This window comes from Mariprofundus aestuarium (assembly GCF_002795805.1).
In the GTDB taxonomy this organism is placed as follows: Bacteria; Pseudomonadota; Zetaproteobacteria; order Mariprofundales; family Mariprofundaceae; genus Mariprofundus; species Mariprofundus aestuarium.
Map to the genome: position 1 here is coordinate 560,100 of NZ_CP018799.1, position 14,730 is coordinate 574,829.

10 protein-coding genes and 1 tRNA gene are annotated in these 14,730 nt (G+C 53.0%); 6 read left to right on the forward strand and 5 right to left on the reverse strand.

Annotated elements, in window-relative coordinates; all coding sequences use genetic code 11:
• Positions 1–3 precede the first annotated feature (3 nt).
• From hypB to Ga0123461_RS02900, 5 genes are all read right to left on the reverse strand, one after another.
• Entirely contained in the window at positions 4–840 is an 837-nt protein-coding gene (gene hypB, locus Ga0123461_RS02880; protein ID WP_100276962.1) for a hydrogenase nickel incorporation protein HypB, read from the reverse strand.
• Positions 840–1,181 carry a hydrogenase maturation nickel metallochaperone HypA gene (gene hypA, locus Ga0123461_RS02885; protein ID WP_100276963.1) on the reverse strand — a complete coding sequence of 114 codons (342 nt, stop codon included), beginning with the start codon at positions 1,179–1,181 and terminating at the stop codon, positions 840–842. The genes hypB and hypA overlap by 1 nt, the downstream gene beginning before the upstream one ends.
• Positions 1,182–1,425: 244 nt before the next feature.
• On the reverse strand, positions 1,426–1,893 hold the full coding sequence (locus Ga0123461_RS02890) for a response regulator (RefSeq protein WP_157819201.1): 468 nt from the start codon (positions 1,891–1,893) through the stop codon (positions 1,426–1,428).
• A 205-nt stretch (positions 1,894–2,098) separates the two neighbouring features.
• Entirely contained in the window at positions 2,099–5,989 is a 3,891-nt protein-coding gene (gene hrpA / locus Ga0123461_RS02895) for an ATP-dependent RNA helicase HrpA (RefSeq protein ID WP_198507101.1), read from the reverse strand.
• An 86-nt stretch (positions 5,990–6,075) separates the two neighbouring features.
• Positions 6,076–8,568 carry a cation:proton antiporter gene (locus Ga0123461_RS02900; protein WP_100276965.1) on the reverse strand — a complete coding sequence of 831 codons (2,493 nt, stop codon included), beginning with the start codon at positions 8,566–8,568 and terminating at the stop codon, positions 6,076–6,078.
• 324 nt (positions 8,569–8,892) lie between these two features.
• Here Ga0123461_RS02900 and Ga0123461_RS02910 point away from each other — a divergent pair, with 324 nt between their 5' ends.
• The 6 genes from Ga0123461_RS02910 to Ga0123461_RS02935 all read left to right on the forward strand — a co-directional run bounded on the left by Ga0123461_RS02910 (position 8,893) and on the right by Ga0123461_RS02935 (position 14,660).
• Entirely contained in the window at positions 8,893–9,459 is a 567-nt protein-coding gene (locus Ga0123461_RS02910; RefSeq protein ID WP_100276967.1) for a YqiA/YcfP family alpha/beta fold hydrolase, read from the forward strand.
• A 60-nt stretch (positions 9,460–9,519) separates the two neighbouring features.
• Positions 9,520–12,150, forward strand: a complete 2,631-nt coding sequence (gene pepN / locus Ga0123461_RS02915) for an aminopeptidase N (protein WP_100276968.1) — start codon at positions 9,520–9,522, stop codon at positions 12,148–12,150.
• Between the two features lie 155 nt (positions 12,151–12,305).
• Positions 12,306–12,605, forward strand: a complete 300-nt coding sequence (locus tag Ga0123461_RS02920) for a hypothetical protein (protein WP_100276969.1) — start codon at positions 12,306–12,308, stop codon at positions 12,603–12,605.
• Between the two features lie 75 nt (positions 12,606–12,680).
• Positions 12,681–13,166, forward strand: a complete 486-nt coding sequence (locus Ga0123461_RS02925; RefSeq protein WP_100276970.1) for a GreA/GreB family elongation factor — start codon at positions 12,681–12,683, stop codon at positions 13,164–13,166.
• A gap of 220 nt (positions 13,167–13,386) precedes the next feature.
• Positions 13,387–14,427 carry a DUF2235 domain-containing protein gene (locus Ga0123461_RS02930; RefSeq protein ID WP_100276971.1) on the forward strand — a complete coding sequence of 347 codons (1,041 nt, stop codon included), beginning with the start codon at positions 13,387–13,389 and terminating at the stop codon, positions 14,425–14,427.
• Between the two features lie 158 nt (positions 14,428–14,585).
• Positions 14,586–14,660, forward strand: a tRNA-Val gene (locus Ga0123461_RS02935).
• The last annotated feature ends 70 nt before the right edge of the window (positions 14,661–14,730 follow it).

Below are 14,730 nucleotides of genomic sequence, written 5' to 3' on the forward strand. Positions count from 1 at the left end.
AAGTTAGTCCATCCCGATCAGTGACAGCTCACGTGTGGCCCTGAGCCAGGCAAACCAGTTTTCCATGCCTTCGCCACTGCTGGCAGAGAGCTGCAGGATCTTGATGCCGGGATTTACCCGGCGTGCATATGCGATGCAGCTCTTCAGGTCAAAATCGAGGTAAGGAAGCAGGTCGACTTTATTCAGGATCATCAGGTCTGCGGCGTGGAACATGTCCGGGTATTTCAATGGTTTATCCTCACCCTCAGTTACCGAAAGGATCACCACCTTGTGCGCCTCGCCGAGATCAAAGGCGGCGGGGCATACCAGATTGCCGACATTCTCAATGAACAGCAGGCTCTTATCTTCCGGAGTCAGGTCGCCAATGGCGTGACCGACCATGTGGCCATCGAGATGGCAGCCTTTGCCTGTATTGATCTGTACGGCTTTCACTCCCGTAGCGCGGATGCGTTCGGCATCGTTGGCTGTCTGTTGGTCGCCCTCGATTACCGAGATCGGGAAAGCGCTGTTCAGTGCTTCAATGGTTTTCGTCAGCAGCGTGGTTTTACCGGCACCGGGGCTGGAGACAAGATTCAGCGCCAGGATGCCGCGCTCGGCAAAGTGGCGGCGGTTGGCGGCTGCATAACCGTTGTTTTTGGCAAGAATATTCTGCTCAATACTGATCAGGCGCGCTTGAGAGAGGCCTGCAACATGTACGCCTGCTTCACCTTTGCTGTAGTCGTGGTCATGGCTATGTGCATGACTGTGATTATTATGCTTATGGTCGTGATGATGGTCGTGGTCATGAGGATGCCCATGATCATGTTTATCCTCTTCACCGCATCCGCATACAGTACACATTATTCGACCTCCATATCTTTGATGCGCATGGCATCACCGGCTCTGATCTCCAGTGGGTAGTGTTCACACAGGGGGCAGGCATCGTATCGCTGTCCGATCTCTACCTCTTTTTGGCACGCTACGCACCAGCCGCTACCGGGGATATGGTCAATCTCCAGCCTTGCGCCATCGGCAATGGTTCCTTTGCTGGCCGCATCAAAGGCGAAGCGCATCGCTTCAGGCTCAACACACGAGAGCCTGCCGATCTCCAGCCGGATGCTTTTCACCTTGTTGTAATTCTGAATAGAGGCTTGTTCTTCGGCTATTTCGATGATGCCTTCACACAGTGACATCTCATGCATGGGTAACTCCAGAGGGGCAGGCATTCTAAACTATCCAGAATGCTCTGCAAGGCGTGATAGTCATGGCGAAGAAATGAGCAATGGGTGTGGCTCTTGGATAAGGGGGCAGGCCTCTTTTTTTGCTTACCGGCCGTTTTTCGACCATCGAGGTTCGGCCAACTTCAGACATTCAGTTTAGTTCAGCCTAAAAATATTTGCATAGCCATGAGGCATCAGTAATCGCAACTAATTCAAGCCATTATGGCTACTTATTATTGGGACACGACCATTTATTGAGATTGAATAAAATTCTGTCATCATGAATTCTACCTTCAGCATTATCCAAGCCACAATTCTTATCACATTGAAGAAACAAGCATATATGGTGTTTTAATGAATCAGGATTAAATGGTTTACATAAATACATACAGGCTAAATTTTTATACTTATGTTCAATCTCAGGTGACCCAGTAACAACCACGAATTTCTGGAATGGATTAAGCTGGCGGACTTGATGCATGAAATCATATCCATTCATTTCAGGCATACGTACATCACTAATAATAGCAAGCGGAGAGGAGTAGTCCGGCTCATTCATATATCCAAGATAATGCGTTGGGCTACTAAACAGCAAAGTCCGACATCCAAAATCATGGATAATCTCAGAAAATATTTCCATTATCACTTCATCATCATCGACAATGTGGACCACACTTCTTTCAAGGTTAACCATTGGACATCCCTCCCAATGGACGTCCATTTCCAAAATTATTCTTCCGTGAAGGTGAAAACACATCATACGCGCAAACTGCCAGTCAAACAATTAACACAAATGGAAGAGGTTCTTTTGCGTTGATAGGTTTTGCAGTAAATACATATTCTTATTTGAATGTCCGAAGTTGGCGGTGATCTCAACTGCCTCACCATTATTTGGAACGTTATCTTAACCCTTGCCAGAGCGTTTCCAGTTTTTTCAGGGATACGGGAACGCTGGTTTTCAGCTCCTGTGCGAAGAGGGATACGCGCAGCTCTTCCAGCAGCCAGCGGAACTCATCGATGGCTTCGGTGCTCTCCTTCAGCTTTTGCAACACCTCGCGACGGGCTGCGTATTGTATCCAGAGTCGCTCTAGGGTTGCGGTGTGCTGGCTGTCCTGTTTGAGGTTACGGCCAGCCTTGCCCAAGCGCATTTTCGCGGCTTCGATAAAGCGGGGGTAGTGGGCAAGCCATCGGGCAGGCGTAGTTGCAACAAAACCGGGATAAATCAGCCTGCTTATCTGCTGCCTGATATCATCGCTGACAGGTTTGAGCTGCGCTGCACGAATGGCATCAAGGGCAGTGATCAGCTCCGTGTGGGCGGTGAGTGCGGCGGTGATATGATCAGCCAGCGTGGATGCCTGCGCAACGATGCGCACACGCCCCTGATCAAGACGCTGGGTAAATGCAGCCTGACTCCTCGGTAGCGGCTCGGCCATGAATACCTCATCAAAGGCCGCCTGGATCAGTTCATCCTTGAGAGTGGCCGGATCCCCAATCAGGGCATAACGCAGTGTCAGCTTCTGCAGTTGCGGGGTATTTTTTTTGAGCAGCTCCACCTGCTGGTGCAAATGTAGCATAAACAGCCTTCTTAAGCCCATACGCATCACCTGCGCCGCCTCGTGGCAGCTCTCAAAGATGCGGATGGCAACACTCTGACCGTCATCCTGAAGGGCTGGAAAGAGCTGCAGCTGCAGCCGTTGCCGGGTGGTGGTAACCGACTCGGGAAGATCGCTGAACTCCTCCCAGCGGGTAATGCCGATTCGCTCCAGTTTCTGTACCGTATCAATAGCCTTCAGGCTTTCGCGGCTGCTTGTCGCGTGTTTGGCCTGAAGCTCCCTGAGATCACTGCCACTATCCAGCGTTTTTCCGCTTTCACCGGTAACCCTGAATTTCATGCTCAGGTGGGAGGGAATGGATTCACCATTCCAGTCGTCACGATGCGGTTTGACACCGGTCATGCGCTCAAGCTGGCGCGAAAAAGAGTCCAGCAGCTCGCCTTTGCCGAACGCCATGCTCTCCATGGCTGCCTGAGCAAACTGCGGTGCGGGCACGAAGTTGCGCCGCATCGCCTTGGGCAGGCTTTTGATCAGCAGGATCAGCTTCTCGGCCAGCATGCCTGGTACCAGCCACTCAAAACGGGTCGCATCAAGCTGGCCCAGTACTGGCAATGGCACGATCAGTGTCACGCCATCGGCCTTGTGCATTGGATCAAAGTGATAGCTGAATTTCAGTTTGAGTTTGCCTTCCTGGTAAAAATCGGGAAAGGCATCGTTGTTGATGGCTTTGGCATCACTATGCAGCAGATACTTTCTATCGAGATAGAGCAATCTCGGGTTCTTCTGTTCGACCTCTTTGCGCCACTGCTCAAAAAGTTTGCCGCTATAAACGCCCTCGGGAATGATGTCATCGTAGAAATCGAAGGCGACCTGCTCTTCAGCCAGCAGATCACGTCGCCGTGACTTGGCTTCCAGCTTCTCAAGTTCGTTGATCAGGCGCTGGTTATGGCTGAAAAACTTGCCATGGGTGCGATACTCGAACTGCACCAGTGCATGGCGGATAAACAGTTCACGGGAAACCACAGGATCAACCGGCCCATAGTGGATAAGGCGCCTGCCGATGATGGGTAGACCATAGAGGCTGACCTTCTCATAGGCGGCGACCTGGGCGCGTTTGAGTGACCAGTGCGGTTCGCTGTAACTCTTTTTGATCAGATGAGGTGCAAGCTCCTCCAGCCATGCCGGATTGATGGCTGCAGCTGAGCGGCCATAGAGGCGGGTGGTTTCAACAAGCTCGCCGCATAGCACCCATTTCGGCGGCTTCTTAAACAGGGATGAGCCGGGGAAGATAGAGAACCTGAGGTTGCGTGAACCCATGTAGTTGCGCTTCTCATCATCATAGAGCCCGACATGACTTAAAAGGCCGGCCAGCAGGGCGCGGTGAATCGCATCGGGTTTGGCAGCCTCGCTGTTCGGCTTCATCTTCATCTCACGCACGATGGCCAGCAGTTGCCCGTGCAGGTCATGCCATTCGCGCAGGCGTATATAGGAGAGGAAACGATCATGGCAGAGCTTGCGCAGCTTTGAACGCGAGAGGTGCCGCGCCTGTTCGTGGTACCAGCTCCACAGCTTCAACCAGCTCAGCAGATCGGATGTGGGGTCGGAAAACAGGCGGTGTTTCTCATCGGCCTGCTGCTGCATATCCATAGGTCTGGTACGCGGGTCCTGCACCGAGAGGGCAGCGGCGATAATCAGCAGCTCATGCAGCGAGCGCTCGGCATCAGCCTGCAGCAGCATGCGGCCAATGCGCGGATCGACAGGCAGGCGCACAAGCCTTTTGCCGATGGGGGTAAGCTTCTTCTGGCTATCAACCGCCTGAAGCTCATCCAGCAGCAGGTAACCGTCAGCAATCGCCTTCCTCTCCGGCGCATCCATGAACGGATAACTGCTCAGCTCACCCAGGTTAAGGTTGCTCATCTGCAGGATTACGCTGGCTAGGTTGGTACGGCGAATCTCAGGGTCGGTCTGGGCGGGGCGATTGTTAAAACTCTCCTCCGAGTAGAGGCGAATACAGATGCCTGCGGCAATGCGGCCACAGCGCCCGGCACGCTGGTTGGCGGAGGCCTGTGAAATGGGCTCAATCGGCAGTCGCTGCACCTTGGTGCGGGCGCTATACCGGCTGATGCGGGCAAGCCCTGAATCGATCACAAAGCGGATGCCGGGCACAGTCAGCGAGGTTTCGGCTACATTGGTCGCCAGTACGATGCGGCGTCCTTTGTGGGATTGAAAAACCTTGTCCTGCTCAGCCGGTGAGAGGCGGGAGAGAAGAGGGACTACCTCGGTGTTGTTCATCGCATGCTGATGCAGCGCTTCAGTGGCCTCGCGTATCTCACGTTCACCCGGAAGGAAGACAAGGATGTCTCCAAGGGGATCGATGGTTGCCGCCTCATCGACGGAATCAACGATCGCCTGCGGCAGGTCACGATCTTGGTCATCCTCATCCCCTCCAATGGGATGGTATTGAATGTCGACTGGGTAACTGCGTCCGGAAACCTCGATGATCGGCGCCTTGTTAAAAAATTCGGAGAAGCGTTCGGTATTGATCGTGGCCGAGGTGACGATCACCTTCAGATCACGGCGTTTGGGTAACAACTGCTGAAGAAAACCGAGCAGGAAATCAATATTCAGGCTGCGTTCGTGCGCTTCATCAATGATGATGGTGTCATAGGCCAAAAGCAGCGGATCGCTCTGGATCTCGGCCAGCAGGATGCCGTCGGTCATCAGTTTGATGTAGCCACTCTTCTTGGTCTGATCGGAGAAGCGCACCTTGTAGCCGACATACTCACCGACCTTGCTGCCCAGCTCCTGGGCAATGCGGGTGGCGACTGAGCGGGCGGCGATACGGCGCGGCTGGGTATGGCCGACCTGGCCTGCAATGCCGCGCCCCAGTTCAAGGCATATCTTCGGAATCTGAGTGGTTTTTCCCGAACCGGTTTCACCGGCAATGATCACCACCTGATGCGCTACAATGGCCGCACTGATCTCCGAACGCCTTGCCGATACCGGCAGCTCTTCCGGATAAGTGATGGAGGGAAGGGCATCGGCGCGCTGCTTGAAAGCCAGCGCCGATGCTGCAATCTCTTCGGTCAGCTTTGCCAGCGCGCGGTCAATTGGCTTTCCCTGTTTCAAGCGGTGGCGTAGCCCGTGCAGCCGTTTGGAGAGGCTGCGGCGATCCACAAGCATGCAGAATTCAAGCTTGCCGAACAGTTCGTTGATGGTTTGAGAATCGCTGCCCATAGGAGTGGGGCAGTATATCCGATTGTGTTTCGAGCGCACCCTGCGGTTATGGAGGTCTAACCCCTGTCAGGTGATGGCTTGTCCTTCTATTGCGTCAGCGTGCTGCTTTCGCGCAGTTCCCTGTCCCGCGCAGCCAGTTTATCCGCAAGTGCGGGCTCCTCTTCCAGGAGTTCTTGCAGGCTTTCACGGCTGATAATGTGGACAATGCACGGGATGACGGCCTCCACCCCGACTGTTGATGAGCTGTCCATCTCAGAGCTGTGGCCCATCAGCGCTTTTTCACCGAAGAATTCGCCGGCCACCAGGGTGCCTTCATGGGTTTTGCCGTTCGTATCGAAGGTGATGCGTAGAACGCCACGCACGATAATGATGAGTATTTCGCTCAGTACCCCTTTCTGCACAATGAATTCATGCTCTAGCAGGCTTTTCCTCTGGACTAGCTCTGAGAGCAGCCCAAGTTCACGACTGTCCAGTTCGGAGAAGAGAGGTACGCGTCGAATCATGCTGAGCGGGTCGTCGTGGATTGGTTCCATCTCCTGGCCGCGCAGCGCACTCAGTCGTTTGGCAAGTGCCGCTTCGATGTTTTTGGCGACACCCTCGGGAAGGACGCCCTGTTCGGCTTTTTCCTCCGTGGTTTCGAGTTCGGCCAGTAGAAGCATGCGCTGGCCCATCCGGTTCTGCATTGAGGTAACAAACTCCGGATACTGCTCGCTGACCTGATAGAGCTGGTGGGTGGCGATCTCGTGCCAGGAACGGTACTTATTGATCACCTCTTCAGCTTCTGCCTCACTCATCAGATCCATTTTCGCCAGCTTTCCAAGTGATTTAATGACGTGGCTGCTGCCGAGGAAGTGGGCCCATATCTGTTCATAATCGAGAATAATACGTGACATGCGCATCCTCTCGGCAATCGGCATTAGCCATGAGGCCACGGTGGTCAGGCGGAAAAATGACTGTTCCAGTGCGCGTTTGATGCGGTGGGAGTGCACATGTTCGAATGCGCCATTGTAGCGCAGGGCATCGATCTGCATATTTAGCACCAGAGACAATTCGCGGGCAGCGCCCTCGCTGATGTGGCCATGATTGTACATTTCGGTGTAAAAGGATTTCTCCTCGGTCAGTGCCCGCAGGTAGAGCAGGTTTAACTCATTACCCCGATCCATCTCCGTGGCACGCAGGTGGTCGATCTTTTTCAAAGCGTTGCTGATGGCGTGGTCACACTCAACGGTCAGGTTATGGGCGATACGGCTGGAGAAAAAACCGCTGCCCTTAAGTCTTGGCAGCTGTTTCATGGCTCGCCGTTTGGATGCGAGATCGAGCTCGATAATGGCGAATCGGTCGGCAAGCGGCGGGATATCGAGCCCGAACTTTTTCATCACCGATTCGATCGAGAGCCCCTGCACCAGCAAGGTGAACAGTACGGCCCCCATCACCATGGCGACGAAGAGCTCAGAGTATTCGAAGTGGGGCAGACTGAGCACAATGGCCAGAGCAATCGCGCCGCGCAGGCCACCCCAGAACATAATGAACTGGTAAGGGAAGCTGATCGGTCGGGAGCCGGGCAGACGCCCGATCAGTGGCATCAGGCAGAATACGACAATAGCGCGTGCCACCAGCATGGCAAATACCACCCAGGCAAGCTTATCGAGCGTCTGCCAAAGCGCATTAAGATCCACCTTCATGCCAACCAGCAGGAAAAGCAGTGCATTGGCGATAAAGGCGAGCAGTTCCCAGAAGTGTTCCAGATAGATGCGTACCGATGTGGAGATGCGGATGCGGCCCCAGCTGCCCAGTGTCAGGCCGGCACCGACCGTGGCCATAACACCACTGACATGGAATATCTCTTCAGCCAGCAGGAATGAGAGGTAGGCCAGTGCCGTGGTCAGGCCGATCTCGATAAAGGATTCCGACTCGATCCAGCCAATGATTTTACCGGTGAGGTAACCCAGGGTGATACCGACTACAAGGCCGCCGAGAAAAAGAATGAAGAAGCTGGCGATGCCGCTGCCGATTGAGACCTCGCCACTCTGTTCAATCACCATGCCGACCAGGATGCCTGCCACCACGATCGAGGTGGCGTCGTTGAAGAGGCTCTCTCCCTCGATCAGTGTATTAAGTCGATCTGGTGCACCGATCTGGCGGAAGATAGAGACAACAGCAACCGGATCGGTGGCGCTGAGTATAGCGCCAAGAAGCAGTGCGATGGTGAATGGCATGGCCGTTGCCCACCAGAGGACGGTGCCGATCACAAAGGTGGAGATCAGTAGCCCCGGCACAGCCAGTGTCATGACCGGGCCGATATTGTGAATCAGCCGCCGGGCATCAAGGTTGTAGCTGGACTCAAATATCAGGGCGGGCAAAAAGATATAGAGGATGATATCGGGCGAAATCTTCAGCGCCTGGAAAAGCCCGAAGCCGGGATAGAGGTCGTGCAGTGAATTCAGCCCGATGCCGACCAGTACCAGCAGGATTGTGAAGGGAAGCCTGATGCGCTGAGCCAGAAACTGAATGAAGAGTGCTACAAGTAGCAGGCTGAAGATGCTCCAGACGACCGCGCTGACAAGGGAGGTGTGTTCCATGTTTCTATCTTAGACTATGGAGCGCCAATATTTAAGCTGGAACCCACTTTTTTTTCGATCACTCGATTCATTGATGAGATTAACAGGCCGGTTTTTACCTGATCAGGGGACGTTTGCAGGAAAACGTGATGTGGCTTACCCCATTTGGGAAAATCTTTGCTATACTGACCACAGTCGCCTGCCTGAAAAGTTCAATGGGCAGGCAGGCGGCTTCCTTTATTTCATATCCGAACGCACATTGCGCTAACTGGGCCGAAGGGATTGCGTCATGGCGTTTGCCAATCAAGAGTACCATCCTTGATATTGAGCCAACGGGAGGGTGACATGAAGGTGATCTATCTGCACGGTTTTGCCAGTTCAGGAAACAGCAGTAAAAGCGACTGGCTGCGGCAACAGTTTGCCGGCAGCGGGATTGACTTTATCTCGCCCGATCTTCCAAACAAACCACGCGCCGCCGCCCTGTTTCTCGATGACTACCTTGCCGGTTTTGCAAATGAACCGGTCTGCCTGATAGGCACCTCCCTTGGTGGTTTCTTCTCTGCATTTTATGCGGGCAGATATGACTGGCCTGCAGTGCTGATTAATCCGCTTGCTGACATGCAGGATCTGATCGGCTCAGCCATGGGCCAGAATGAGAACTATGCCACCGGCGAGAGCTTCACCGTGGATCGGGCTGATGCCGATCAGTTGATTCGCATGAGTGAGTCGATGCAGGTGTCTGAGGCGCCAACACTACTGTTGCTCGACAGGGGTGATGAACTGCTCGATTACAACAAAGCCCTGGCGCGCTTCGGCGAGCAAGCAAACGTTCACGCGTTTGAAGGTGGCTCGCACCGTTTCGATCATCTCCCTGAGTCCATGCCGGAAATTCTGACGCTGTTGAATAAATAACTGTTTCGATTGCAGCCTGAGTTATTAGGTTGTCCCGACTTTAGTTCTGGGATGGTGTTCATGAAACAGCCGCAAACCGTATATCTGAAAGATTATCAGCCCCCTGAATTTCTGGTTGATCACCTGTCGCTGCTATTTACGTTGCACCCATCATGCACGGAGGTGGTATCAACGGCGCGATACCGCCGCAATCCGCTGGCAGCAGCCGGGGGTGATCTTGAGCTGGATGGCCATGGTATGGAGCTGGTCAGCATCAAGCTGGATGGCCTTCTGCTGGAGAAGGAGGATTATCGGCTAAATGAGGCTGCTCTTGGCATCGCAGCTCTTCCGGATGAGTTTGAACTGGAGGTTACCACCCGCATCAACCCCGAGGCCAACACAGCACTGGAGGGGTTGTACCGTTCCGGTGGCAACTACTGCACCCAGTGCGAGGCACAGGGTTTTCGCCGCATCACCTATTACCAGGATCGCCCCGATGTGATGGCGCCATTCGATGTCCGTATCGTGGCGGAGAAACAGAGCAATCCGGTGCTGCTCTCCAATGGTAACCCGACTGGAAGTGGTGAGCTGGGCGATGGTCAACACTGGGCCGAGTGGTCTGATCCTTTTGCCAAGCCCTGTTACCTGTTTGCACTGGTAGCGGGTGACCTGGCCTGCGTGGAGGACAGCTATAACACAAGCTCAGGTCGCGATGTCACGCTGCGCATCTATACCGAGGTTCATCATGTCGATCACTGCGGCCATGCCATGGGCTCCCTTAAACGTGCCATGGCATGGGATGAGCAGCGCTTTGGGCTGGAGTACGACCTCGATCTGTTCATGATCGTTGCCGTGGATGATTTCAATATGGGGGCGATGGAGAACAAGGGGCTGAACATCTTCAACTCACGACTGGTGTTTGCCAGTCCGGAAACGGCTACTGATGACGATTATATCGCCATTGAAGCGGTGATTGGTCATGAGTACTTCCACAACTGGACCGGCAACCGGGTGACCTGTCGTGACTGGTTCCAGCTCAGCCTGAAGGAGGGGCTGACGGTATTCCGTGATCAGGAGTTTACCGCCGATACCCACTCACGTGCTGTAAAACGCATCGAGGATGTGCGCCTGCTACGCACCCATCAGTTTGCTGAGGATGCCAGCCCGATGGCGCATCCGATCCGACCCTCCTCTTATATGGAGATCAACAATTTCTACACCGTGACTGTGTATGAGAAGGGAGCCGAGGTGGTGCGTCTTTACCAGAGCCTGCTTGGCGTAGATGGCTTCCGTCGCGGCATGGATCTCTATTTCCAGCGCCATGATGGGCAGGCGGTGAGGACCGAAGATTTTCTCGCAGCGATGGCCGATGCCAACGCTGTTGACCTATCAGGAATGCAGCGCTGGTACGATCAGGCCGGCACACCCCAGCTTAGCGTGCGCATGGAATACAATGAACAGGAGAAGCGCTGCACGCTGCACTGTTCGCAATGCAGCCCTGCCACGCCTGAATCAGCAGAGAAAAAGCCACTTCCGATCCCTCTCACGCTGGGGCTGTTGCTGCCCGACGGCTCATCGACACCGCTGCAGCTTGAGGGTGAGAGCCAGCCGCAGGGGTTAAGCCGAACACTGCTGGTCAGTGAGCAAAATCAGTTGTTTACCTTTATCAATGTGGTGGAGAAGCCACTGCCATCACTGTTGCGCGGCTTCTCAGCGCCCGTTGAGCTCGATTACCCCTATTCCCGTGATGATGATGCTTTTCTGATGCGCTTTGACAGCGATGCTTTTAACCGCTGGGCGGCGGCACAGCGGCTTGCCATGCAGACCTTGCTCGCCATGCTTGTCGACAATAATGAACCCGATGGTGCTGTCGGAGAAGCCTTCGGTCACCTGCTCAGGGATGCTTCACTTGATGCCGCACTGAAGGCGGAGGCCCTAGCCTTGCCGTCGGAGGCTGATATTGCCGAGTCCGTTGTAACAAAAACAGCGCTGCCGGCCGACCCCGCTCGTATTCATATGCTACGTGAGCAGTTGCGCCGTAAAATTGCTGAGGCACTTCGCGATGACCTTGAGGCTTGTTACCACAGCCTGTCACAGGGTGAAGGGCTGGATGATGCCGCCATGCAGCAGCGTCAGCTCAAGAATGCTTGTCTCTCCCTTATGGTTTCTCTCAGGGACAATGCAGCGGTTACACTGGCTTACAGGCAGTTTGAGAAGGCAGCTAACATGACTGATCAGTATGCCGCGCTGGCACTACTGGCTGACTGCGATTGTGATGAAAGGTTGAAGGCACTGGAAGCCTTTGAGAAACAGTGGTGGCACGATGCAAATGTTATGGATAAGTGGTTTTCCGTACAGGCTGCGTCAACGCTTCCCGATACGCTGGAGCGGGTGAAGGCACTGATGGGGCATGAGAAGTTTGATCTGCGTAATCCCAATAAGGTGCGGGCACTTATCGGTACCTTGGCCATGCGTAATCCCGCGACTTTTCATGCCGAAGACGGCAGCGGCTATGCGTTCATCGCCGATCAGGTACTCACACTGGACAGTTTGAACCCTCAGGTTGCCTCGCGCATGCTGCGTGCATTGATGAACTGGAAACGGATAGAGCCAAAACGCAGCACATTGATGCGTTCTGAGCTGCAGCGTATTGCCAATAGCGAAGGGATTTCCGGTGATGTTTTCGAGATCCTCAGTAAAAGCCTCTGCTGATCAGGGGAGCCTCAGAACGGAATTAAAGAAGAGAATACCTCAGGTAAAAGCTGGCAGGGAATATAGCTTTTTGGCTTTTTATGCAGTTTGCTTTTTTTGCTCTATAATAGTTTTTCAAGAATCAAAAAATTGGTTCTTGAGCCATGGAGGGGATTTTGGGGGCCGAAAAACGTAAAGAGAAACGCCTTATAACGCGTGATTTGTTGAAGGGGGAGCTGTATCACCCCGCGACATGTCAGTATTTTATAGTAGAGAAGGTGCGCGACGTTTCATCCATGGGTATTGGTTTAAACATCAATGGCTATTTGCGACAGGGCGAGCAGATACGCCTGGGCTTCAAACATGGCAGGTCACACCTTCAGATGTACGGATATGTCGCCTGGTGCTCCTCTTCAGCGGTTGAGTCATCCGATGATAAAACCTCCGCTTCATTCATGATGGGGATTTCCCTCTGAACAGGGTCTGTGCACGCCAGAAAACGTAAAGGGTAAAAGTAGACCCGGCACATGAAACATGCAGCCTGAGCCGCGATGAAAATTGATAAGTCTGAAATCCTGGCATTAATGATAGAACAACTTCGCGCCGACCTCGCCACACTAGAGCAGGCGGTCGCGATTGCGCGTGATACTGCGACCCATTCGGATTGTCTGGGTTCAAGCAAGTATGAAACGATGGGCTTGGAAGCCTCATATCTGGCGCAGGGGCAGGGCACCCGCCTGCTGGAGGTCGAGCGCTCGCTCGAATATTTCAAGCGATTAACGCTTGTCGAACCCTCCTCCCCCGTGATTAGCCTCTCTTCACTGGTGCTCCTCAATAATGTAGAGGGGGAGTGTCAGTTGCTCTGGCTTGCCCCCGAAGCTGGTGGCTTAAAGATCCAATATGGTGAATTGATTATCACAGTTATTACCCCCAGATCCCCGCTTGGCCGTGCCCTGATTGGCAAGGCTGAAGGGGATGGTTTCGAAATCACCATCGCCGGAAAAGATCGAAGCTACGAAGTTTCAGCTGTGTGTTAAGGGGATGCAGGATCAATCGAGTCTGAACGCATTGATCAGAACCCTGATTGTTATTCAACAATGAGAAAGAGTCCTCCGGCTTCAAGACTCAAATTCTCTGCTATAATCCAATTGTTCAGGGAAGAAGGAAGTAGCGACATGATATTAATGGTTCCATTTTCAAGGCCGGCCTCAGGCGCTCCTTGATCAATCTCAGTGTCAGAAGCAGGGGGGGTAAATTATGCCGAAGAATATCGTTGTGTTTTCTGATGGAACAGGACAGGAAGGTGGAAAAGGCAATAACACCAATGTTTATCGTCTATTCAATATGGTCGAGGACCGGACACCTAATCAAGTAGCCTTTTATGACCGTGGACTGGGGACGGGTTGGAGAAAAGTCACTGGAAGTGGTGCTGGTTTGGGGATCTCTAAAAACATCATGGAGTGCTATGAGTTTATTTTTGATCATTACCAAGCCGGGGACAGGATCTACCTGTTTGGTTTCAGTCGGGGGGCCTATACTGTTCGAAGCCTGTCCGGGTTTATCAATCTTTTTGGGATACTGCCCAAATCAAGGCCTGAATTAATCGAAGAAGCCTATAAAATCTACAAAACCAAAGAGTGTGAAGAGCAGAAAAAGAAGGCCGAGAAGTTTCTGTCTAAACATCACAATCAGTACTGTGAAATAGAATTTATCGGGGTGTGGGATACTGTTGGGGCACTTGGTGTTCCAATCAAGGCTGTTGATATGGCTGTTGACTGGATTCCTGGCTTGGGGCACTCATTTCACAATACGGCATTAAGCGATAATGTTAAATATGGTTGTCATGCCCTCTCCATTGATGATGAGCGTCTTACTTTTCATCCAACCTTCTGGGACGAAAGGGCGCTGAAAGGACATCAGAAAATCGAACAGGTGTGGTTTCCGGGTGTTCATACAGATGTTGGTGGCGGTTACGAACACGATGGCCTTTCAGGAATCACTCTGGAATGGATGGTTAAGAAGGCTACAGCGCAAGGGCTGTTAATTTATCCCAAACATAAAGTGGTGATCAAACCGGATTCAACGGATTGGGCTCATAATTCACGAGCCGGAATGGCATCACTTTTCCGCAAGAAGCAGCGTGATTTTGGAATAAATGGCGAAATCATAAAACCTGTGATCCACCAATCTGTTTTGGACCGCAAACTGAATCGGGTATTCGGCCAGGGAGGCGACCCGGAGGCGTATGAACCGTGGATACTTCAACATGATTATGATGTTGAGCCTTGGGATGGTTGAGTGTTATCCCCTCGAAACTGTCTCAGGCAGCAAGGGGGTCCAGAATGAAGTCACAGCGTCTAATTTGATTGAGTGAAGTGGGTTGTGTTGTTGCCGGCTTGACCGAGGGGAGAGGCATCAATACTCTTCGCCGCCCTTGTTAGAGGGATACCCAGTACAGGCTCGTAGCTCAGGGGTAGAGCACCACCTTGACATGGTGGGGGTCGGCGGTTCGAAACCGCCCGAGCCTACCATTTATATAATGATAGATTTAAAAGGGTCGGACTGATTTCAGTCTGACCCTTTTTTATTAGAGTCTTGGCG